This window comes from Flavobacterium sp. RNTU_13 (assembly GCF_046614455.1).
Taxonomy (GTDB): Bacteria; Bacteroidota; Bacteroidia; order Flavobacteriales; family Flavobacteriaceae; genus Flavobacterium.
Window position 1 is genome coordinate 291,191 of record NZ_JBKJHB010000004.1, and the last position, 23,215, is coordinate 314,405.

Annotated in this window: 22 protein-coding genes; 11 read left to right on the forward strand and 11 right to left on the reverse strand. The window is 44.1% G+C overall.

Going from position 1 to position 23,215, the window contains the following annotated elements; all coding sequences use genetic code 11:
- Window positions 1–3: 3 nt before the first annotated feature.
- The 3 genes from ACLI08_RS11645 to argS are packed head-to-tail and all read right to left on the reverse strand — an operon-like array spanning window position 4 to window position 4,993.
- A complete protein-coding gene (locus tag ACLI08_RS11645) occupies window positions 4–1,443 on the reverse strand; it encodes a GDSL-type esterase/lipase family protein (protein WP_411428664.1) in 1,440 nt (479 codons plus the stop codon).
- Window positions 1,433–3,172, reverse strand: a complete 1,740-nt coding sequence (locus ACLI08_RS11650) for a GDSL-type esterase/lipase family protein (RefSeq protein ID WP_411428665.1) — start codon at window positions 3,170–3,172, stop codon at window positions 1,433–1,435. Before ACLI08_RS11650 ends, ACLI08_RS11645 begins: the two co-directional genes overlap by 11 nt.
- Before the next feature lie 36 nt (window positions 3,173–3,208).
- Window positions 3,209–4,993 (reverse strand): arginine--tRNA ligase, encoded by a 1,785-nt coding sequence (gene argS / locus ACLI08_RS11655; protein WP_411428666.1) that lies wholly within the window; start codon window positions 4,991–4,993, stop codon window positions 3,209–3,211.
- Window positions 4,994–5,600: 607 nt separating this feature from the next.
- Between argS and ACLI08_RS11660 the strand changes: the two genes are divergently transcribed.
- Together ACLI08_RS11660 and ACLI08_RS11665 are read left to right on the forward strand one after the other, a co-directional pair.
- Complete coding sequence (locus ACLI08_RS11660; RefSeq protein WP_411428667.1) at window positions 5,601–7,040, forward strand: cellulase family glycosylhydrolase; 1,440 nt, start codon at window positions 5,601–5,603, stop codon at window positions 7,038–7,040.
- 232 nt (window positions 7,041–7,272) lie between these two features.
- Window positions 7,273–9,687 (forward strand): TonB-dependent receptor domain-containing protein, encoded by a 2,415-nt coding sequence (locus tag ACLI08_RS11665; protein WP_411428668.1) that lies wholly within the window; start codon window positions 7,273–7,275, stop codon window positions 9,685–9,687.
- A 352-nt stretch (window positions 9,688–10,039) separates the two neighbouring features.
- Here the strand turns inward: ACLI08_RS11665 and ACLI08_RS11670 are convergent, their stop codons facing one another.
- The 4 genes from ACLI08_RS11670 to htpG form a co-directional block, all read right to left on the reverse strand.
- Complete coding sequence (locus ACLI08_RS11670) at window positions 10,040–10,363, reverse strand: hypothetical protein (protein ID WP_411428669.1); 324 nt, start codon at window positions 10,361–10,363, stop codon at window positions 10,040–10,042.
- 38 nt (window positions 10,364–10,401) lie between these two features.
- Window positions 10,402–10,905 (reverse strand): L,D-transpeptidase family protein, encoded by a 504-nt coding sequence (locus ACLI08_RS11675; protein ID WP_411428670.1) that lies wholly within the window; start codon window positions 10,903–10,905, stop codon window positions 10,402–10,404.
- A gap of 355 nt (window positions 10,906–11,260) precedes the next feature.
- The gene (locus tag ACLI08_RS11680; protein ID WP_411428671.1) at window positions 11,261–12,274 is read right to left on the reverse strand and encodes a 3-oxoacyl-ACP synthase III family protein; all 1,014 of its coding nucleotides are present in this window, start codon (window positions 12,272–12,274) and stop codon (window positions 11,261–11,263) included.
- A 205-nt stretch (window positions 12,275–12,479) separates the two neighbouring features.
- Window positions 12,480–14,366 carry a molecular chaperone HtpG gene (gene htpG, locus ACLI08_RS11685; RefSeq protein WP_411428672.1) on the reverse strand — a complete coding sequence of 629 codons (1,887 nt, stop codon included), beginning with the start codon at window positions 14,364–14,366 and terminating at the stop codon, window positions 12,480–12,482.
- A 348-nt stretch (window positions 14,367–14,714) separates the two neighbouring features.
- On the opposite strand from htpG, the gene ACLI08_RS11690 reads away from it, so the two are divergent.
- Window positions 14,715–15,164, forward strand: coding sequence for a hypothetical protein (locus tag ACLI08_RS11690; protein WP_411428673.1), 450 nt, complete (start codon window positions 14,715–14,717; stop codon window positions 15,162–15,164).
- Window positions 15,165–15,185: 21 nt separating this feature from the next.
- A complete protein-coding gene (locus ACLI08_RS11695; RefSeq protein ID WP_411428674.1) occupies window positions 15,186–15,884 on the forward strand; it encodes an OmpA family protein in 699 nt (232 codons plus the stop codon).
- A 58-nt stretch (window positions 15,885–15,942) separates the two neighbouring features.
- On the opposite strand, the gene ACLI08_RS11700 is transcribed toward ACLI08_RS11695, so the two are convergent.
- A complete protein-coding gene (locus tag ACLI08_RS11700) occupies window positions 15,943–16,548 on the reverse strand; it encodes a hypothetical protein (protein WP_411428675.1) in 606 nt (201 codons plus the stop codon).
- Window positions 16,549–16,757: 209 nt separating this feature from the next.
- A complete protein-coding gene (locus ACLI08_RS11705; protein ID WP_411428676.1) occupies window positions 16,758–17,393 on the reverse strand; it encodes an outer membrane beta-barrel protein in 636 nt (211 codons plus the stop codon).
- A gap of 251 nt (window positions 17,394–17,644) precedes the next feature.
- On the opposite strand from ACLI08_RS11705, the gene ACLI08_RS11710 reads away from it, so the two are divergent.
- Window positions 17,645–18,604 carry an ABC transporter ATP-binding protein gene (locus ACLI08_RS11710; RefSeq protein ID WP_411428677.1) on the forward strand — a complete coding sequence of 320 codons (960 nt, stop codon included), beginning with the start codon at window positions 17,645–17,647 and terminating at the stop codon, window positions 18,602–18,604.
- A 31-nt stretch (window positions 18,605–18,635) separates the two neighbouring features.
- Here the strand turns inward: ACLI08_RS11710 and ACLI08_RS11715 are convergent, their stop codons facing one another.
- Window positions 18,636–19,052 carry an energy transducer TonB gene (locus ACLI08_RS11715; RefSeq protein ID WP_411428678.1) on the reverse strand — a complete coding sequence of 139 codons (417 nt, stop codon included), beginning with the start codon at window positions 19,050–19,052 and terminating at the stop codon, window positions 18,636–18,638.
- Window positions 19,053–19,180: 128 nt separating this feature from the next.
- Between ACLI08_RS11715 and ACLI08_RS11720 the strand changes: the two genes are divergently transcribed.
- The gene (locus ACLI08_RS11720; RefSeq protein WP_411428679.1) at window positions 19,181–19,594 is read left to right on the forward strand and encodes a DUF2721 domain-containing protein; all 414 of its coding nucleotides are present in this window, start codon (window positions 19,181–19,183) and stop codon (window positions 19,592–19,594) included.
- Window positions 19,595–19,603: 9 nt separating this feature from the next.
- On the opposite strand, the gene ACLI08_RS11725 is transcribed toward ACLI08_RS11720, so the two are convergent.
- Window positions 19,604–20,209, reverse strand: coding sequence for a murein L,D-transpeptidase catalytic domain-containing protein (locus tag ACLI08_RS11725; RefSeq protein WP_411428680.1), 606 nt, complete (start codon window positions 20,207–20,209; stop codon window positions 19,604–19,606).
- A gap of 169 nt (window positions 20,210–20,378) precedes the next feature.
- On the opposite strand from ACLI08_RS11725, the gene ACLI08_RS11730 reads away from it, so the two are divergent.
- From ACLI08_RS11730 to ACLI08_RS11750, 5 genes are all read left to right on the forward strand, one after another.
- A complete protein-coding gene (locus ACLI08_RS11730) occupies window positions 20,379–21,275 on the forward strand; it encodes an EamA family transporter (protein WP_411428681.1) in 897 nt (298 codons plus the stop codon).
- Window positions 21,276–21,332: 57 nt separating this feature from the next.
- On the forward strand, window positions 21,333–21,686 hold the full coding sequence (locus tag ACLI08_RS11735) for a DoxX family protein (protein WP_411428682.1): 354 nt from the start codon (window positions 21,333–21,335) through the stop codon (window positions 21,684–21,686).
- A 251-nt stretch (window positions 21,687–21,937) separates the two neighbouring features.
- Window positions 21,938–22,210, forward strand: a complete 273-nt coding sequence (locus ACLI08_RS11740) for a DUF2805 domain-containing protein (protein ID WP_411428683.1) — start codon at window positions 21,938–21,940, stop codon at window positions 22,208–22,210.
- Between the two features lie 134 nt (window positions 22,211–22,344).
- Window positions 22,345–22,617 (forward strand): DUF2089 family protein, encoded by a 273-nt coding sequence (locus ACLI08_RS11745; protein ID WP_411428684.1) that lies wholly within the window; start codon window positions 22,345–22,347, stop codon window positions 22,615–22,617.
- A 17-nt stretch (window positions 22,618–22,634) separates the two neighbouring features.
- Complete coding sequence (locus ACLI08_RS11750) at window positions 22,635–23,213, forward strand: hypothetical protein (RefSeq protein WP_411428685.1); 579 nt, start codon at window positions 22,635–22,637, stop codon at window positions 23,211–23,213.
- Window positions 23,214–23,215: the final 2 nt, after the last annotated feature.

Below are 23,215 nucleotides of genomic sequence, written 5' to 3' on the forward strand. Positions count from 1 at the left end.
CTGTTACTTGTCCCTGTTTGTTTTATATGCTTCGTACACCTTAATAAAGGCATCGCTAAATAAACGCCCCTGTTTTTCGTAGCCCGGCTTGGTATAGTGGACCCTATCGGTATTAATAAGGCCTTTCTTGGCGTTTTTCGGTACCCCAAACAAACCGCCGAACTCTGTAAATAAGTCCCATGAGGCGTAGTTTTTTTCGGCTTCCTGCTGTATGATGGCCTTGGCATAAGACGCTACAATGGTATTAGGGTAGCGGCGGCGGAACATACTGGGCGGCGGCGTTATAACAAGTACGCTTACACCCGGGCAGGATTTCCTGGCATTTTTTATAAACGTGGCCAACTGGGCCATGTAGTTATCGGCGTTCATTTTGTCAAACGACTCGTTAGTGCCTAACGATACCACAATAAGATCGGGCTGTAGTGCGGGTAGCTGCTTAAAAAACAGCGGATACTTGTTGTAGTCGCTAAACTTGGCACCGTTTACCCCTATGCTGTGGTACAGCACGCCCGGAGTATCATTCTCCAGCACCAACCCGCTTAAATTATATTCCGTTTGTTTGCCATGAGGCAAAAGGTATATTTTATCTAAAGCCTTATCAGAATGGTAATAATGCGTAAGCGAATCCGATTGTAATTGCAGTGGCGTAAACTCACTGCGCCTTACATCGCGCTTTACCTTTTCATCGGTAGGGATTTTTAGTTTTTTACCGGCACGTATACGGTCATTCTTCATGCCGTTTGCCCGCTTTATTTCGGTTATGCTAACGCCATATTTTTCGGCTATGCTACCCAGTACTTCCCCGTTTTTAATACGGTGTACTATTTTTTTCGGCACCGTGCTTTCCAGCACTACGGTATGGCTGCTGGTAGCCACGTCAAAATCATCCTCATTATTTGGGGTAATGATTTTTATGGTATTAAAATCGTATACCGAATCGCGTACGTTTAGCTCTACCACAAAACTCTCCCGGGTTTCCAGTGCTATGCCGCTAAGCCCCACCTCAAAACCTTCTTCTACAGGCGAAATGTTGCGCCAGCGTTTCCATGACGCATTACTCTTAAACCGGGTGTTGTAACTACCGTTAGTACGCGCCAGCTGATGCGGAAATGTAAACCCGCCGCCGCCGTTACCAAAACGCTTTTGCAAACGCTTGCGTATGTAATTGGTCATCAGGTCGGCCTGGATATGGCTGTCGCCAATGTGCACAATATTAAGCTTACCCGCATTTTGCATTTCTATGCGGTACAGTTTTTCCAAAACCGGGCGCAGCGCCTCGGCATTAGTAATCACATTAAGCCCGGGTATGTCTACCGTATCTATATCGGCAAGCGAATCCAGCGCTTCGGCAGCGATTTCCACTTTTGTAGAATCTGCCACCTGCGCCATTGCCCCGTTACAGGCAAGCAATAACAATAATAGGGTTACCAGCTTACTGTACATGCGTAGTATCTGCTTTAGGGGTTACAACAGGTTTTACTACCGGCTTATTAACCGGTGCGGCAGGCTGTACTGTAGGCTTAGTTGCCGGGGCAGCCGTTGCCGCAGGCTTACCCGCATTAGTGCCTGGCTTTACAGTAGTACCCGCAGCCGGTTTTACAACGCCCGGCACAGTAGCTTTAGGCGATGCCGCACCACCGGCAGGCAGCGGTGCCTTTTGGGGTGCCAACTTAAAGCTGTCGGGTTTGGCATTAGTATCCGGCTTTTGCGGTTTGGGTACCGAAAGGTCTATAACCGCATCCTTAGGCAGTGGCTTGCCACCGCGCAGTGCCTTGTATTTTTCGTAACCGTTATTTAGCTGATTGTAAATAAGGTCGCCTATTTGCTTGCTTCCGCGGAAGTTAAAGTGCGTATAATCTTTGTTGGCGCGGGCAGGTTCTTCCTCTACCCATTTTACCATACTGCCGTTTCCGCCCATAAGCGTGTACAAGTTTACGTAACCCGCACCTGATTTTTCGGCAAAGCGTTTCTGCGCCCTGGTAAGCGGTACAACAGCCGAATCGGTTTTCATTTCTGTACCGTATTTTGTAGACTTATCTGCGGTAGAAATAATAAGTATGGCCGTACCGGGGAAACATTCGCGCAGGTGCGCCACCACGCGCGCCATGCGTTTTTCGTACCAGGTATAATCACGGGTGCCGTAGTTTAGCACATTAGTACCGTAGTGCAGCACTATAAGGTCGTACCCCAGTTTTTCCTGGAATGCCTTCATAAGCGGGGTATTAAAGTTGCCTATGGCAAGCCCCGAGTTGCCGCGGTTGCTAAAGTTATCTACGTGTACGCCTTTTCCGTTATCAAAATTAAACCCGTAAAACGGTATGGTATCGGCCTTTATAAAGCTGGCCTTAAAGCCCCTGTAGGCATCGCCCAGTTTCACCGTATTTAAAAGCCCTGTGGCGGTAAGCTTTTTTACAATAGTGTCTTTACCCACTACCACACGTACCTGTGCATTGCCGTTACCACTGCGCCCGTAAAACAGCGTAGGGCTGTTTAGGGAAGTAAGGTGGCTTACGTTTTTAGCCGCATACTGCACCCATGCCGGGCTTACAGTATCGTGTTTTGCAAAGAAAACGTGACCGTTTACCCCAAACGGGCGGGCAGGATGCTTCACCTTAAGGTAGCTCTGGGTTTTCCAGTTGTCTGAAAACATATGGGTAAGCGTGCTGCGCGATGGCGCCGACTCTGAGGTGATGTTTACAAAACCTACACCCTCACCACCAAAACGCGCCTGTAGTTTGGCACGCAGGTCTTTCACAATCATGTCGCCATCGGTCATTGAATCACCAAAATAGGCAATACGCACGTTACCTTCACCTGTTTTTTCGAGCTGCATCAGCTTTTCATAAAACGGGATAAGGTACTGGTAGCCCTTATAATCCTCTGTAGTTTCGGCAGGAAACTTTACGCCATAGGTTTCCTCGTAAGAAAGCTGCGCCTTACCCAGTGTATCTTTACCCGAAGCTTTTTCCTTTTTGGCATCTTCCAGGGCTTCCAGCATAAGGCTGTCTACCACTACATTCTTGGTATTGCCGGGTGTTTCGGTAAAAATTTTAGAAGGTAAAAACTTTTTAAAGCCCAGCATACCCACAGCAGCAATAGCTACAATAAGATATGCCCTAAAAAAATAGGACTTATTACCGGTTTTTATGTTGTTGTTTTCTGTTGGCTCCACTATACGGTGCTTGTTTTAATATAAAAATGTAGTGGCTTACATACGCTCAGGCACATCTATGCCCAGCAAGCTGAATGCCGATTTTATGGTTTCGCCTACTTTTTTGCTCAGCTGCACACGGAATATCTTTTCGTTTTCCACCTCAGCACCCAGTACCGGTATGCTTTGGTAAAAAGAGTTATACTCCTTAACCAGGTCATACGTGTAGTTAGCCACTAATGCCGGGCTGTGCCCGTTTGCAGCACTCTGCACCACCTCAGGGAAATGCGCGATCTGCTTCAGCAACTCCTTTTCCTTTTCGTGCAGGTTTACCTGCTCAGGGGCAAGCGTAATGTTTACATCAAATTCGGCACGGCGTAACAGGCTTTGTATACGCGCGTACGTATATTGTATAAACGGCCCTGTGTTTCCGGCAAAGTCTACCGACTCTTTCGGATCGAACAATATGCGTTTTTTAGGGTCTACTTTTAGTATGTAATATTTAAGTGCACCAAGGCCAATGATTTTGTACAGGCGTGCCTTTTCCTCATCAGAATACCCATCGAGCTTACCCAGCTCCTCGGCTATTTTCTGCGCGGTTTCGGTCATTTCGCTAATCAGGTCGTCGGCATCTACCACGGTACCCTCACGGCTTTTCATTTTACCCGAAGGCAAATCAACCATGCCGTAAGACAGGTGGTACAGGTGCTCTGCCCAACTGTAACCCAGTTTTTTCAGGATAAGGAACAATACCTTAAAGTGATAATCCTGCTCGTTACCCACGGTGTACACCATACCGCCCACGTCAGGGAAGTCTTTAACACGCTGTACGGCAGTACCCAGGTCTTGCGTTATGTATACCGAAGTACCGTCTTTACGCAGTACCAGTTTTTCATCAAGCCCGTCCGGGGTAAGGTCTATCCATACCGAACCATCCTCTTTTTTGTAAAACACGCCTTTTTCAAGGCCGGCATCTACTATGTCTTTACCTAAAAGATAGGTGTTGCTTTCGTAATAGTTTTTATCGAAGTCTACGCCAATGGCTTCAAACGTAGCATCAAAACCGGTGTATACCCAGCCGTTCATTTTTTCCCAAAGGGCAATAACTTCCGGTTTACCTGCTTCCCAATCCAGAAGCATTTGTTGGGCTTCAAGGATTATAGGCGCATTCTTTTTGGCTTCATCCTCGGTAGCACCTTCGGCTACAAGGGCATTGATTTCGTTTTTGTAGGCTTTGTCAAACTCCACATAGTATTTACCTACCAGCTTATCGCCTTTAAGGCCGCTGGTTTCAGGAGTTTCGCCATTGCCAAACTTTTCCCACGCCAGCATACTCTTACAAATGTGTATACCGCGGTCGTTTACTACCTGTGTCTTATACACCTTAGTTCCCGATGCCTGTAGTATCTGCGCTACTGAGTACCCCAGCAACACGTTTCGCACGTGGCCCAGGTGCAGGGGCTTATTGGTATTTGGCGAAGCGTATTCTACCATTACCGCCTTGCCATCCTGGGCAGGGGTAACGTAGCCAAATTTTTCGTTGCCTTTAATGTCGTTAAAGAAGTTAATGTAGTAGCTGTCTGCTATTACAATATTAAGGAAACCCGCTACTACGTTGTACCTGGTTACAATACCGGCGTTATCTACCAGGTACTGCCCTATTTTATTGCCCAGCTCTACAGGATTGCCCTTTATAAGCTTAAGCAGCGGGAAGATAACCATGGTGATATCGCCTTCAAAATCTTTCCTGGTGGCCTGCAACTCTACTTTTTCGAGGTTGATGCCAAACAGTTCCTGTACCGCACTTTGTATGTGGCCGGTAATGATGTGAGATAATGCCATGGGTTATTATTTTTTTTAAGCGTGCAAAGATACGATTTTTCGTTTATAGTTCGTGGTTCATAGTTTATAGTTGCTCACTCAAATATTTGTTTCACAGAGATACACAGGAACGTCTATTCATTTAAGACAACCGAAGCCTTTAAAAGTAGAACATAACAGCATTGGGCGACCCCACATCCGAACAATCTGCAATTACTCGCATAAACATAATCACCAACCACCGAAACAAAAACGCCGCTCATCTAAAAAGCACATCAAACCCCATTTTACCGATGTACATTTGTATCAGAATCAGGAAACAATCCTGACACAGACAAGAAGTAAAGTTTTTTTTCATAATTGGTTTTGATTGGTTTTAAAAACGCTCTGCAAACTCAAACGCAGGGCGTTTTTTCGTTTTGTGCCACAACAGGCAGAAAATTATTACCTCCTTGCATTTTTCGCAAAAACATTACACATAAATAAATTTTGGGCAAAATATTTTGCTGAAACAAAAATAGCTTCGTATACTTGTGGTCATTTTAACCATTATATATAACGTTGTAGTAATTGCGGAAACATTAACCTCCTCCTGAAACTTAGTAACCAAACTCTAATTCGCATAAAAATGACAACAAAAAACTTTATTTCAGCGCTTGTGCTGTTGCTTACCCTTGGCGGATTGCTATCGTGCTCTAACGATGACAATACCGCTGCCGCAGCACCAAAGCCCTTTACCATTACCCCCACCGCCATGAGCTTTACTGCGGCAGGTGGAAACAACATTATTAATATTTCGCTGGACAGCAGCTGGAACTGGACAATAACCAATACCGCCAGCTGGCTTACCGTAGCACAAACTACAGGTACAGGCAATGCCCACATAGGGCTGGTTTGTGCCGCTAACACAGCTACAGAACCACGCAGCACCACCATTACCATAACGGCTAACGGCACCACCATACAGCTGCCGGTAGACCAGGCGGCATATACAGACCCTAATGCCATAACCTATGAAGTAGCACCGGACAACAGCTCCATGAGCAGCCTCACTGCCGTAGAACTGGCAGCACAAATGGGCACCGGATGGAACCTGGGCAACAGCCTGGAGGCCATAGGCGGAGAAACGGCCTGGGGCAACCCTGCTACCACACGGGCTTTTGTAGACAAGGTAAAGGCGGCAGGTTTTAACACCATACGCATACCGGTAGCATGGAGTGTGTTTAGCGATGCGGCTAACTTTACCATTACCGAAACCTGGATGAACCGCGTAGAAGAAGTGGTAAACTATGCCCTGGCAAATAACATGTACGTTATTATGAACGAACACTGGGACGGCGGATGGCTACAGCCTACAAATGCCCAGAAAGATTATGCTAACAACAGGCTGAAAGTAATGTGGACGCAAATTGCAAGGCGTTTCCGCAACTATGATTACCACCTTATTTTTGCGGGTACTAATGAGGTTATGGTTACAAACAACTACAATGCGCCTACAGCCGAATATTCGAGTGTGCAAAACGGTTTTAACCAGGTGTTTGTAAACGCTGTGCGCAGTACCGGTGGCCGTAATGCCTACCGCTACCTTGCCGTTCAATCGTTTAACACTAATATAGACCACGCGGCGAACTTCTTTACCCTGCCTACAGATGTTACCGAAAAACGCCTGCTGCTGGAGGTACACTACTACGACCCTTATAACTTTGCCCTGAACGAAAACAGCACCATTACACAGTGGGGCAGCATTGCTACAGACCCTGCCGCTACCGAAACCTGGGCAAATGAATCGTATGTAGATGCGCAGTTCCAAAAAATGAAAACCAAATTTATAGACCACGGCGTGGGTGTTATTTTGGGTGAATTTGGTGCCATACTGAGGTCTGATGTGGAAGGCAGCGAAAACTTCAGGAAATATTATATAGACTACGTAGCTAACTCTGCGCGTACACACGGCCTTGTACCGGTGTACTGGGACAACGGCGTAAACGGCAATCACGGTCTGGGCATATTTGACCGCACTACCGGTAATGTAACCTATCCGGATATCCTTACGGCAATACTTCCATAAACATCCTTACCATATTCTGTTTATAAACGCCATCCCATGAGGGGTGGCGTTTATTTTTTGGGTAAAAAACACCATACAAAACCCGCTGATTTTAAAGATTATACTAACAAACGTTACTTTTTCGGTAAAAAATTTTGTAACAAATCGGCAAAGGGTTAGTCTTATGGGCATCAATCATCATGTTGCGCTAACGGCGGGAGCCTGCGGCAAAAACGAATTAAAAAAACGGACAATGAAATTACATGTACTGTTGGTGCTGCTTTTTGGCAGCATCCTGAATCTTACTGCCCAAACCAAAGGAAGCATTTCGGGTAAAATTACCGATAAAACAACCGCACAGCCCCTACCCTACGTAAGCGTGGTGGTAAAAGATAACGGCACTACCGTAGCCAGCGATGTGGCTACCGAAGAAGGTACTTTTACCATAAAAAACCTCCCGGTTAAAACCTACACCCTGGAAATGGTATTTATGGGCTACAAAACCCAAACCATAAGCGCCCCTCTTACCGAAGATAAGCCCAGCCTAAACCTGGGTACAGTAGCACTTGCCGAAGAAGCTACCACTTTACAGGAAGTATCTGTAATAAAGGAAACCAGCACCATAGAGCAAAAAATAGACCGCAAGGTAATCACCGTAGGGCGAGACCTTACCACTGCAGGCCCTACTGCAAGCGATATTATGGGCAACATACCATCGGTTAACGTAGACCAGGACGGTAATATATCGCTCCGCGGAAATACTAATGTGCGCATACTGGTAGATGGCAGGCCTACTACGGTAGATGCGGCTACGCTGCTTAAGCAAATACCTTCTTCGTCTATTAAGAAAATTGAGCTTATTACCAACCCGAGTGCTAAGTACAACCCTGAGGGCATGAGTGGTATTATAAACATAGTGCTGCACAAAAACGCTAACGATGGGTTTAACGGAAGCGCTAACTCGGGCGTTACTTTTGGGCGTACGCCAAAGTACAACGGTTCTGTAGACATGAACTACCGCAAGGGCAAGCTGAACTTTTTTGGCAACATAGGCGGCAATGGCGGTAAGTATTTTAACGACGGGCAAATAGACCGTACCGACAACTACGCCAGCAACAATATTTTTAAAGTAATGAACAACAACAAAAGCGTACTGGGCAAAGTAGGCTTTGACTATTACATTAACGACTTTAATACGCTGTCTGTTTACACCAACCAAAACTACGGCAACGGCACGGCGCGTATAAACAATACGCTGTTGTACCCGGCTGCATCTGCCTCTAACGACATTAACCTGGTGAGTAACCTGGATGGCGATAATAAAAACAACGCCTACAATCTTGCTTTTAAGCACAAGTTTAAAAAAGAAGGCCACACGCTGGATTTTGAAGGTAACTTTAACGACGTTAAGGAAACCCAGTACGTAGACTATGTAAGTACCGTTACCGGTGCCAGCCCAGTTTATTACAACGATGCCGTTATAGACAACCGCAAAAACGTAACGGCTAACCTGGACTATGTAAATCCGCTAAACGACAAAACCACACTTGAGGCCGGTGCCGAAGCACGCGTAATACGTACCGATAACGACTACAACACATCGCGTACGCTGACAAACCCGGCGCTTAACAATTCGGTTTACGCCTACGATATGGATATATATTCGGCGTATGCCACCTTTGGTCAAAAGTTTAGCAAAATCAGCTACCAGCTGGGCTTAAGGGCTGAGAGCTATAACGTGGATGCTAACTTTAACCGTGGCGCAGATACCTTTAAAGACCGCTTGTTTAACCTATATCCATCGGCATTTATATCGTATGCTATAAATGAAAAAAACAGCCTGCAACTAAGCTACAGCCGCCGCGTAGACCGCCCGAGCCTGGAGCAGACAAAACCCATACGTGAGTTTAGCACCCCAAGGGTAACGTCACTGGGTAATATGACCCTGGAGCCACAGTTTACGAACTCTATTGAAGCAAACTACACTAAGATGTTCGGAAAAGGATCTAGCATTACGGCAGGGGTATTTTACCGTATGATAGACCACGAAATTAACCGCGTACTGTACCCGGACGAAAGCACACCAGACCCGCAGGACCAGATTATGAGCTTTGCCAACTTTAGCCACAACAATGCCTATGGTTTTGAACTTTCATCTAACTACAAAATAAACACCTGGTGGGATGTCCAACCTGCCATAGATTTTAGCAGCATAAGCCAGCAGGGGCTTGTAGCGGTACTACGCGACGGGTCTGACACGGAGTTTGACTACGTAAACCGCAAAATAACCGCTAACGCGTTTAACGCCCGTATAAACAGCAACTTTAAGGCTACTAAAAACCTTAGCTTCCTGCTGTTTGGTTTTTACCGTGGCGCGGTAAACGGCGTGCAAAACAACAGCCACGAAATGTATAAAATAGACAGTGGCGCACGCTACAGCATGCTAAACAACAGGCTTACAGCCAGTGTAAGGTTTAACGATATGTTTAAGACCATGCGCTATGCCTTTGATTCGCGTAACCCGTTCCCGCAATCGGGTAAGTTTACGTGGGAGAGCCGCACCGTGTACATAGGGCTTAACTATATGTTTGGCCAGGGCAAAAACAGGGCCATGCAGCGCAAACAGCGCGAAGACAACACCAAGCAGGGCGGCGGCGGATTGTTTTAACCTGCTACTCCCTGCCTTTCAATCAAGGCATTTCAAGAAATGCATATTCATATCAGATTTTAGGTTGGTACGGCCCCGTGGAAGCTTCAGTTTCCCGGGGCCTATCTTTTTTAGGGGTTTATGGTTGTTAGTTTATCGTTTGTGGTTGCTCACTCGCCCGAATGGCTTTGTGCACTTAGCCTATTCCGCAGGAATGCTTCGAGGTGTTACAAATCAATCTCCCCACATACTTTGTGTAAAACTTTGTGCCTTGGTGGTAAAAATAAAGATGGCCACGCTCCGTATCTCCGCTCGCCATGACGGGTGAGTATTAGCTTGATTGTTTTGGCAACAAAACTACGCTTTGATAAATCTAAAAACTATTCCGTTCAGCAAAGTCTATGAGCTTTAATGCCAGGTCGATTTCGTTTACAAAGTCGTCACCCTTATCGGCTTCCTTTACAGCATTCATAAAATAATTTACCCCAAACAAGTTGTAAAAGTCGGCACCGTTGTAATTATAGAGTGCCTTACCTGAGGTTTCCTCCATTTTAAAAAACTCTACCTTGCCGTTTATACCAAAAGGCTTTTGCATGTATATCTCAACTTCGGCAAAGCGGTTAATACCCTGTGCTCTGCAAAAATCTTCGTACGTATTGCCTTCGGTAAAGTAGTGTATTAGTTCGGGGAGGGTCATATTAAAGTTTGTGGTTTAGGAAGTCTGTAATAAAACAGCTACTTCAAAATTTCTATTTCGGCACCGTCTTTTACCGCTCCGTATAGTTCGTCTATCTCTGCGTTGGTTACCGCTATGCAGCCGTGCGTCCAGTCGTGCCAGCGTTGGAATTTACCTATATATCCCCTGCCGTTCTTTAATCCGTGGATTTTGATATCGCCACCCGGGCTCTTGCCGTTTTTGGCAGCATGGGTGCGGTCAGCTTCGTTAGGGTAGCTTACGCCAAGGTTTTTATGGTAGCCGCTTTTGGCATTGCGTGCATTAATGGTGTAGATGCCTTCGGGTGTGCAGCCATCGCCTTCAAACTGTTTGTGCCCGCCGGGGTTAAACCCCAACGATACGGTATAGGTTTTAACCAGCGCGCCGTTGCTGTAGGCCTCCATTTGGCGCTTGCTTTTGTGCACCACAAGGCGGTCTACAACCGTACCAGGCGGAAGCATTTTTTCGGGGTAGAAATAATACACCGCCAGCCCAATGATGGTAAGCAATAAAAATGGTAACATACGCTTGGCTTTCAATTTTTAATTCCGGTTTTAAAAACGGAAAGTACAAAATTAAAACATTCCGCAATGCATTGTACTGAAGGGAATCGTTCAGCAAACTGTAAACCGTATACATATCTAAAAAAGTACACGAATGCTGAAAATAAACCTGCAAACAGCTGATAATCATAAAATATTGTTTTTCAAACTGAAGCTAAAAACACCTAAAAAACGAAAAAAATGCGCATTTTTTAATCAGAATGCGGAAGAATAAACATGTGCAAAATAGCTATATAAGAAAAATCCTTCTTTAGTTTGAACCAAAGAAGGATGTTATTTTAGTCTGAAATCTGAAGTCAAAAATCTGAAATGGGATTTACCATTTCATAATAACACTGCCCCAGGTAAAGCCGCTACCAAATGCTGCGAGTACCACTGTATCGCCTTCCTTGATTTTGCCTTGTTCCCACGCTTCGGTAAGTGCAATAGGCACCGAAGCCGCAGTGGTATTACCGTATTTCATAATGTTATTAAACACCTGATCATCAGTCAGTTTAAACTTCTGCTGGATAAACTGGCTGATACGAAGGTTAGCCTGGTGAGGTATCAGCATATCAATGTCTGACACCTGTAAGTTATTGGCATTGAGGCCTTCCATGATTACTTCGGCAAAGCGCTGCACCGCATTTTTAAACACAAACTGCCCATTCATATACGGGAAGTACGATACATCTTCCGGATCGTTCTCTGCCAGGATGTCTGTAACCCAGCGTTTGCCCATACCCGGCGCTATAAGACTCAGTTCCTCAGCATATTGACCCTCACTGTGCAGGTGGGTAGACAGTATACCTTTAGTTAAATCTTCCTCACGTGTAAGCACCGCAGCACCTGCCCCATCACCAAAGATTACTGATACGTTCCTACCCCTTGTCGTCATGTCTAAACCTGTACTATGTAGCTCAGAGCCAATCACTAATATGTTTTTATACATACCGGTTTTAATAAACTGGTCGGCTACAGAAACGGCGTATACAAACCCGGAACACTGGTTACGTACATCCAGCGCGCCTACGGTTCGGCTAAGGCCTAAATCCCTCTGTACCAGAACACCCGGCCCAGGGAAATAGTAATCAGGGCTTAGCGTGGCGAAAATGATAAAATCAATATCATCTTTCTGTATACCAGCACGTTCTATGGCTACCTGCGCAGCTTTTACCCCCATTGTTGTGGTGGTATCGCCATCGCCTTTAACCACGTGGCGGCGTTCCTGTATACCGGTACGTTCCTGTATCCAGGCATCGTTGGTATCCATAAGTTGAGACAGGTCGTCATTTGTAACCACGTTTGAAGGCACGTAGTAACCAAGCCCGGATATTTTAGAATGGTACATATATAGTTACTTTCTTAAAAAACAGACTACAAAATTAAATAATCTTTAATTAACTCAACAAAATTTATCGTTTTTTTGATTGCCTGCTGTTAGAGCCCTTTACCAAGCCGTGGTTGGCCACGTTTTAAAATATTCTATAACAAAAAAAACCTGCAGCCATGGCCGCAGGTTCTTATGGTTTTATGTACGCTTTTGCGCTACAATATTACTTTATAAGCTCAAAGCTACGCTTTACAAACGCTGTAAGTTCTTCGCCTTTAAGCAGGTTTTGGCTTAACCTGGCAAGATCAAGCGCTTGTTTTACAAGGCTTTCGCGCTGTGCAGCATCTTCGGTAGCAAGGATGCTGCCGGCAAGGTTACTGTTAGTATTTACCACAAGGTTATACATATCAGGGAAGTTACCCATGCCAAACATACCTCCGCCGCCGGTTTTGCTCATATCTTTCATACGGCGCATAAACTCAGGCTGGGTAATAATAAACGGAGCCGCGCTGCTATCCATAGCCTCAAGCTGAACGGTATACGTAGCCTTAGGCACTACGGTTTCTACCGCTTCTTTCAGCTTGTCTTTTTCCTCGTCTGTAAGTTTAGAAATCTGTTCTTCATCCTTTTGAATCAACCTGTCTATATGGTCTGCATCTACCCGGGCAAAGCTTATCTTGTCGTTATCGGCTTCCAGTTTTTGTATCAGGTGGCTTACAATAGGGCTATCCAGTAACAGCACCTCATAACCTTTGTCTTTAGCAGCCGCTATATAGCTGTGCTGTGCATCTTTATCTGAAGCGTATAGCAATACCAGCTTGTCGTGCTTATCGGTTTGCGTAGCCGCCAGTTTTTCCTTCAGCTCGTCAAGGGTAAAGTATTTTTCGTCTACGGTAGGATACAGTACAAACGCGCCCGCCTTTTCGTAGAACTTAGGCTCGCTAAGCATACCGTACTCCAGTACAATTTTAATATCGTTCCACTTTTTCTCAAAGTCTTCACGGTTTTCGCTGAATAGTGATTTTAGCTTATCGGCTACCTTACGGGTAATGTAGTTGCTTATCTTCTTAACGTTACCATCGGCCTGAAGATAAGAACGCGATACGTTTAGCGGAATATCCGGGCTGTCTATAACACCACGCAGCATGGTAAGGAATTCAGGCACTATACCTTCTACGTTGTCTGTAACAAACACCTGGTTTTGGTACAGTTGTATTCTATCCTTCTGCACCTGCAGGTCGGCAGACAGCTTAGGGAAATACAATATACCGGTAAGGTTAAACGGATAGTCTACATTAAGGTGGATGTTAAACAACGGCTCGTCAAACTGCATAGGGTACAGCTCACGGTAGAAGTTTTTATAATCCTCATCAGTTAAATCAGTAGGCTGTTTTGTCCATGCCGGATTAGGGTTGTTTATAATATTGTCTACCTCAACGGTTTCGGCTACATAGTCGTCACCGGCATCTTCCGGCTTAGGAAGCGTTTCGGTTGTGGTGCCAAATTTAATAGGCACCGGCATAAACTTATTGTACTTGGTAAGCAGTTCGCGTATGCGGTACTCTTCAAGGAATTCTGTGCTGTCTTCGGCTACGTGAAGTATAATCTCTGTGCCGCGGTCTGTTTTTTCGGCAGGGCTCAGGGTAAACTCAGGGCTACCATCGCACACCCAGTGTACTGCCGGCTCGTCTTTATACGATTTGGTAATGATTTCCACTTTTTCGGCAACCATAAAAGCCGAGTAAAACCCAAGGCCGAAGTGCCCTATGATACCCGAATCTTTAGCAGAATCCTTATACTTTTCAAGGAATTCTTCAGCACCCGAAAATGCTACCTGGTTAATGTACTTTTCTACCTCATCGGCAGTCATACCTATACCCTGGTCTATAATGCGTATCTGCTTGTTTTCCTTATCTACCTGTACCTCAATTTTAGGGTTGCCGTACTCTACTTTGGCCTCGCCTATGCTGGTAAGGTGTTTTAGTTTCAGCGTAGCATCGGTAGCGTTACTTACCAGCTCGCGAAGGAAAATTTCGTGATCGCTATAAAGGAACTTTTTGATTAACGGGAAGATGTTTTCTACCGAAACATTAATTTTTCCTGTTGCCATAATCGTTTGTTGTTTTTATAATTTATAATTGAAATGTTTGCTTTTTGTGCTTCGTATTATTCAAATCCAATACCAAAACCCACAAAGTGACAAATTGACATTAGCCCAAATGTTAAAGCAAATCGGCTTTAAGAAAACTTTAATCGGCTGCCAAACATCTTCCATGACCATACGTCCGATTTATAAAATGGGCAGTTTTACAGGGACAATTGAATTTCGGACTACAATTAACCATCTCCTTTCTTGTTAAAATTACGGCACGATACTTGTATATTTTGCCGCATACCAAGTATCTTTGAGTAACCAAAACAAAAAGGACAACGTATAAAACCTAACGTATACATTATTATGAAAAAAGTAATTTCATTTTGTTTGCTGCTTGCTGTAATGGTATCATGCGGCTCGCTTAACCAAAAGGCTCAAACCGGACTAAAAGGCAACTGGACCATAGCCAGCGTTACCTATCCGGGCAGCGAATATATTAAAGTAACATCTTTTGATGTGGCCGATGCACAGTGCTTTGTGGGCAGTAGCTGGAACTTTGTGTCGAGCAGCAACAAAGGCACCATGTCTCTTGCCAAAGCAGGATGCCCGTCGTTCAGCAGCCCTATTGTATGGACTGTTACAAAAACAGGCGACTTTACCCTTAAAATTACCGAAGGCCAAAAAGCGAAACGCGTTACTGAGGGCTACTTCCTAAAAATGCAGGCCCAAACAGAAACCTCTTTCCAATTGATAGATAACGTTACAGTAGGCGGAAAATCAGTGCCGGTTACCTACACCTTTATGAAAAACTAATAATTACAAATACACATATATATGAAAACGAGTTTAAAAATATACGCACTAACTGCTGTAATGGCAGGCGGCATAGGATTTACCTCTTGCGAGGCTGTAAAAAACACGAACAATGCTCAGCGTGGCGTAGCCATAGGCGCTGCATCAGGAGCCGTTTTAGGCGGTGTGCTGGGTAACAACATAGGTAAAGGCGGAAACACGGCACTTGGCGCTATTATAGGCGGTGTAGTAGGTGGTGCTGCCGGTGGTATTATAGGTAACAGGATGGACAAGCAGGCGCAGAAAATAGAAACTGCCCTTCCTGGTGCCCAGGTAGAACGTGTGGGCGAAGGTATTAAACTTACACTTGGCGAAAACTCTGTAAACTTCGACTTTAATAAAAGTTCGCTTACGGCTACTGCCAAAAACAACCTGGACAAACTAATCCCTGTGTTTAACGAATATCCGGATACTAACATCCAGATCTTTGGCCACACAGACAGCGCAGGATCTGACGAATACAACCAAAAACTAAGCGAGCAGCGTGCTGCTGCCGTACAGGCGTACCTTTCTTCAAAAGGGCTTAAGAGCTCTCGTTTTACCGTGCTAGGTAAAGGTGAAAGCGAGCCGATTGAAACAAACGATACAGCTGCCGGACGCGCTAAAAACCGCAGGGTAGAATTTGCCATTACAGCTAACGAAAAAATGGTACAAGACGCACAGAAAGAAGCAAAACAATAATAGCTTACATACATCTTACTACAATAATGGCTGCCCGTATAAGGCAGCCATTATTTATTTAATGCCAGTCGGCCGTGGCGCCGTTTCGGCCAAAATAATACGTAATACCTACGCTAAGGGCAGCCGTAGTACCGGTAAAGTAACCGTAGCGCCCCGTGCTGTCGTACCTGTAGTTTTGCTTAAAGTTTAGCATGCCGGTTAAATCTCCCGTAAGGGCAAATTGTGGCGAAAGGTAAAACTGGGCTGTACCGCCTATCAGTACATTGGTACCCTTATCATAATTACCCTCATTGTTTCGCAGCAGTGTAAAACCTGCACCGCCATGCAGCAAAAAATTAAACACATTAGGTGCCACATCGCTTATACGGAGCTTCCTACCCAGGTTATAAACCGCCTGAGCCGAAATACGGTTTACCTGTGTAACTTTCCCTGCACCGTACGGGGTTTTATAGCCATCAAAACCGTAATCGGCCTTAATTCCCCAGTATTCGGTATGCATATACCTAAAACCTCCCTCAAAGTGCCGGAGGCCGGTAAGCTGCGGCTGTGCCGAATGGTTTAACCCAGCGGCTACTTCTATAGAATATTGGTTAAAGTGGTTTTGGTTTTGGGCACTGGCACATCCGGCAAGCATACCCAAAGATACTAACAGTATATTTTTCATACACAGGATTTATAAGGCATCCGTTACAAACGGATACTTTTTAATTAATACTAAACCTATGTAATGTTTCTCCCACTTTAACCAAATATAAACTTAAGTACTAAACGCAGATAATGTGTTAATAGCCTGTAAAGAGGTGTTAATTATTTCTTACAAAAAACATAAAAGCCACGCAATGCGTGGCTTTGTATATATAGTATATATAAATCTTATCTCCAGTCCCTGTCAGAACCATTACGTCCCAGATACACGGTAAGACCTACAGTAAAAGTAGACATACCACCTGTAAAACGCTTAAGCCTATCCTGGTAACGCACCTCTCCGTTATAATCTTTGTGCTGAGAAAGGTTCACTATGTAAGACCAGTCGGCATTTAATGATAAACGATCTGAGATGTATACCTGAGGAGTAAAACCAAATATTATGTTACCCATACTGTCTGTCATATCTGTAGCAGGCACATTAACGGGTTTCATCCAGGAGTAACCTGCACCGGCATGCGCAAGTACGTTAATATTATCTACGTAGCTGGCAAGATCCAGCGTGCGGCCCAGGTTATGTACAATTTGTAATGAAAGACGGTTATAATCAGTACCGGTTTCTTTAACAGGCGCCGGCGCGTTGTAACGAAACGTACTACGTGCAGCATCACCTTTTAAACCCCAGTCATCGTTCCACATCCACCTTAATCCTCCGCCAAAAGTTGTAAATTGGGTAGATATCGGTTTTCCCGAAATACCTAAGCCATAACTTGCCTCAAGGGAAAACTGGTCATCTCTGCGACCCTGACCTAAAGCTACGGCAGATAATAGTAAAGTGGTAACAAGTAGTGTAACTTTCTTCATGTTTTAATTTTTTAGGAACGCTGCAAAGATATTAACTTTTTCGGTAATATTTTGCATAATTTGCTATATCACAAAAATTTACAAAAAATTTAAGATTATTTACCGCAATTTTAAAAAATTTATTATTTAAAATATGACTTTCGTTACAATTGATAACATTTAAAAACTTATTTTGCGTAATTCTTTATTAAATACCATTAACCATTGCACCATATTCAATACTTTTGCATTGTAATTTTATTGTAAAGTTAATGCTCTCCGTAAATAATATTTCGTTCGGGTATACCGATAAAACCATTATACACAATATAAGCTTTAAGGCTAAAACCGCCCAAAATATTGCCGTTATTGGCGAAAGCGGCTGCGGAAAAAGCACGCTGTTAAAACTTATATACGGGCTGTATGACCTTAATAATGGCGACATACAGTATAAAGGAGAACCCGTTACCGGGCCAAAGCATAACCTTATACCCGGCATGCCATACATGAAATACCTGGCGCAGGATTTTGACCTGATGCCTTTTACCACGGCTGCCGAAAACGTGGGGAGTTTCCTGAGCAATGTATACAAAGATGAAAAAGACCGCCGTATACTGGAACTGCTGCAAATTGTAGAAATGGAAAACTTTGCAAATACTAAAGTGCAATACCTTAGCGGCGGGCAACAACAACGTGTGGCACTGGCAAAAGTGCTGGCCCTGGAACCTGAGATACTATTGCTGGATGAGCCTTTTAGCCATATAGACAACTTCCGGAAAAATGCGCTGAGGCGAAATCTTTTTGCTTACCTTAAAAACAAAGGGATTACCGTAATTGTAGCCACGCATGACAGCACCGATGCACTTTCGTTTGCCGATGAAACCATAGTACTTAAAGACGGTAAACTGCTGGACAAAGCCCCAAGTAAAGACATTTACTATAATCCGGGCAACAAGTATACCGCATCATTGTTTGGCGAGGTAAACGAAATAAAACTGGAACTGCTTACCCTTACACAAAACCCGGAGCAAACCGTACTTATTTATCCGCACCAGCTTATAGTAGCCGATAACGGCCCGCTAAAGGTAGTGGTTAAGCAATGTTACTTTAAAGGTACACGCTACCTGGTAAAAGCGGCGCTAAACAAGCAGGTTATATTTTTTGAACACTATAAAGAAATACCTAAAGAAACCGAAGTAACCCTGGCAGTAGACAGGAACGCTTTCGGGTAGGCATAAAAAAACGCAGTAATTACTGCGTTTTTTAATATTCGTTAATTACTTGTGGATCAGAAAAGCTAATTGTAAATGTATAAAACGTTGTTACCGGCCTTCCGTCTTTGTATCCGGGTATCCATTTCGGCGAATCTTTAACTACCCTGATTATAGATTCGTTTAGCACCTTCTCTATGCCTTGCTTTATTTTTACATCGGTTACTGTACCATCTCTATGCACTGTAAATGTAACTATTGCTACGCCATCATTGTTGTTAATGTAAGCTGCTGGGCCTAAAGCTTCTTTTATGTAATTTACAAATCCCTGCCTGCCACCTTTTTTAAACCTTGGCTCACGGTTAACCACACGCTGAACCCCTGCAGTAGTAACAACTTTGGTGCTGTCTTGTGCCATTGCAGCGACAGACATAAATGCCACCGCGGCAGCAAAAAGATATTTTTTCATATTGATTGGTTTTTAAAGCAGCAAAGATATTTGTTTGATAGCACCTGCCCAAAAAAATCCGGTAAAGCATATATTAATAAACCTGGGGTTTACTACAATTAAGTATCTTTACCCCACACACAAAAATTATGGAGCTAAGCATACAAACACCGGCATTACTGTTCTCGGCAACTTCGCTAATATTATTGGCGTATACTAACCGTTTCCTTACCATAGCGGGTATAGTACGCGGGCTGAAAATAAGCTACGAACAAAATCAAACCAAGAGCATACTACTGGAAATTAAAAACCTTAACCTGCGCCTTACTCTAATAAGACACATGCAGATGTATGGCGTATTAAGCCTGTTCTTTTCAGTATTTGCTATGATGCTGTTATTCTTCGGAATAGAAAGTTGGGGTGCGTATACGTTTGGGTTAAGCCTACTGTTGCTGCTTGCATCGCTTGGCGTATCGTTTTGGGAAATAAGCATATCGGTAAAGGCGCTGCGCATCCACCTGAGCGATTTAATAGAAGAAGCCGAAAACAATACCCGAAAATAAACACCTTACTTAATTTACTATCCACAGCAACACCGGCTTTTTAGTGGCCTGCAACCGCTCATCGAGCGCAATCATAAAGGCGTTGCTTACCGCAGGGCAGCCCCAGCTAAGGGGTGTATAGTCCGGGTAAATTTCTTTATCAGGCACGGCATCCCAGGAGTGTAATACAATTACACGTTCGCGGGCGTTGGCATTGCTTTCTTCCAGCCCTTCGAGCCAATATTTTACGTGTATGCCCCATGAACTGTAATCGCGCGGCCCTATTTTATATTTACCCAACTCACTACAGTGGCTGTCTACTCTATTGCCAAATTTTGCCTTTTCATAGCGGGTCTCATTGGGCTCAAAGCCCTCGCAGGCGCCGTGGGTTACCACGTTTTGCTTTACTACTTTCTGCTGCTTAAAGTCATACACAAAAAAACGATTGCGGCCCGAGTGAATACTTAGGTCTACCAGAAAATAATAATCGGTACAAAATCCCTGCTGTTTACAAAAAGACAATGCCTCACGGTGTTTGGCAGTATAATCTTTAGCAGGTTTTTCGGCAGGCTGCTCTTTAGCAACCTTGGCGCACGCCACTAAACTCAACATAAATAGTAAGGTTAAACGAAACATGGTGGTAGTTTTTTTTATTAACTACACCTATAGTTGTTTTATTGCGCTAATGCAAAACAAGCCTTCGGATTGTTGTATATATAACACTAAAAATAAAATTTACGCTTATTTTAAACAATTATTAAAGCCTAAGCCTTACCTTTGCCCGCTTTTTTAAATTTTTAGCAATATGCAAAACAACAACGATACTATAAAAGGCGTACTGCTGGTAGGCTTAGGCGCATCGAGCTACGGTATGCTGGCCACCTTTGTAAAACTGGCATACGGACAAGGATATACCACTGCCGAAGTTACCGGATCTCAAATGCTGCTGGGCATACTGGGCGTATGGTTGCTGCACACCTTTACAAAAAACAGAACCGCGCAAGCTGCGGTGGCTACTGCCGCAAACAAAAAACACCTTATACTATCGGGCACCTCTATGGGTTTTACCAGTGTGTTTTACTACTTGGCAGTAAAATATGTACCGGTATCTGTAGGTATAGTACTGCTTATGCAAAGCGTATGGATGGGCGCACTGGTAGAATGGGCTACATCTGGCAAACGCCCCGATGTTAAAAAGTTACTTGCTGTAGCCATAGTGCTTGGCGGTACATTACTGGCCACTAACCTTATAAAAAGCAGCGAATTCCCAGATTGGAGGGGCATAGCGTGGGGGCTACTTGCGGCAGCAAGCTACACCACCACCATGTATGCAGGTAACAAGGTGGCTACACACCTGCCCAGCGCACAGCGTAGCTTGTTTATGCTATTGGGCGGCGGACTTGTAGTGTTAACCTTTACAGCCATTACCTGGCCGGGCAGTTTTAATTTCACCATTATTTATACGTGGGGTATACCACTGGCTATATTTGGTACCCTGCTGCCGCCGCTGTTGCTAAATGCAGGTTTCCCAAAGGTGAGCATAGGATTAGGCAGTATTGTTTCGGCTATGGAGCTGCCGGTATCTGTAACAATGGCCTATATTTTCCTGCACGAAATTGTATCGCCTACACAGTGGGCCGGGATTGTACTTATACTTGCCGCTATTGTACTTATGAATGTTTCGTTTAAAAAACAGGGGTAACCCCAACGTTTACCCGAAAAAATATCCGAACTTTGGCTAATAGCCAAAGTTTTTTTTATGCAGTTACCCTGGCATTTATACGTTATGGCGGCAGTGTACGCCCTTGCAGGACTCAACCATTTCCGGGTACCCAAGCTGTACCTGCGCATAATGCCTCGCTACCTGCCTGCCCACAAAACCTTAAACTACTTAAGTGGCGCCGCCGAAGTATTGCTGGCTGTAGCACTATACATTCCGGCCATAAGCAAACTGGGCGCGTGGGGCATTATAGGGCTGTTAGTAGCTGTTTTTCCGGCTAATGTATATATGCTTACAGAGCCAAAAGCTGCTATGGGTTTGCCACGGTGGGCGCTGTGGCTCAGGCTGCCGCTGCAGGCGGTACTTATAGCATGGGCGTGGCTGTACACCTGATTTCTGACAAAAACTTCCTGCTAAAAAATATAATTGGCTAATACTGCAAATGCTAAAATCCTGTATGTTTTTTCAGCAGACAAAACATTTGCCAAAAAGAAATTAAAAAAACGCAGCCGTATGAAATGCGTTTTTAATAAATCCTGAAAAATGAAACCTCAATAGCAAACTATTTGTTTTTTTATTAATATTGAAATACACAATCTTTTAAAAAACATACCAATTTATTATTGATTATTAATTTTCAGGAGATGAAAAGGAGTAGCCTATCCGCCATGGAAAGGGAAGCCATACACAGAATAGTAACGCTTGCCCAGGAAGAAAGAAAACCTTTTGAAGAAATAAAATCCCAGTACGGGTTATCTGAAAAGGAAGTGACAGACCTTATGAAGAAGGAATTATCAGCAGATAATTTTGAGTTGTGGAAAAAGAAAACCGCAGCCAAAAAGCCAAGGCCAAAACCCATTAGCACACTGCACGACGACGAATTAGACACCAGGTATTATTTTAATAAACGATTTTAAAAGACAGGCCTCCCCTAAAAGGGAGGTTTTTTTTATGGTTTATACTTCTATAAAACATCGCTTAAAAATATTTTTATTCAATTTTGTAAAACATACTATTAATTTTATTTAACTTTGATTAAACAAAATTAAAAATGGTAACACCTAAACTACCCACGCATTGCCCAGGCTGTAGCGGTACACTACACGTATCTCAGCTCTCTTGCCCGGCATGCAGCACCCAGGTGTCCGGAACATTTAACCTGCCCTCTCTTACCCGCCTTACCGAAGACGAGCAGGAATTTATACTACAGTTTGTAATAAACGGCGGCAGCCTTAAAGAAATGGCCTCTATAACCGGGGTAAGCTACCCTACGGTGCGCAACCGGCTTGATGATCTTATCGAGAAAATAAAAGCCAACCGATAACCCTGCTTTACAATACCATGAAGAAGCTATTGTTTAATCCTTTCGCTACCCAACCCGATAAAAAACTGTTACTTGCCGGATTGTTCTCGGTAGTAACAGGCAGCCTTTTAGGCTGGCTGTTTAACGCCCGGTACGACGGCGTGCTGGACCTTCACTTTGTTCCTGAAACCCTATGGTGGCACCCCTTTGCAGATAATGCGGTTAACGTATTTAGCGTGGTAACGCTGCTTTTTATTGGCGGTAAAATTATAAACCGTAAAACGCGTATTACTGATGTCCTAAGCGTGGTGCTACTAGCCCGCACACCATTGTACCTGTACACGTTTGCCAATATAAACAGCTATACTTACAACGCTACCGAAGTTTTACTGCAGGCAAAAGACAACCTGTATACGCTGTCGCCTACGTTGCTGATTATTCAGCTTGTATCCGCACTTGTGGTACTGGCACTTGTATTTTGGTACATGGCACTGCTGTACAACGGGTTTAGGGTAGCCACCAACTTAAAAAAAGGGAGCCAAATTGCCGGATATATCGCCACAGTCCTTATTGCCGAAATCCTATCTAAAATTTTAATATCTGTATTACCGTACTAAAA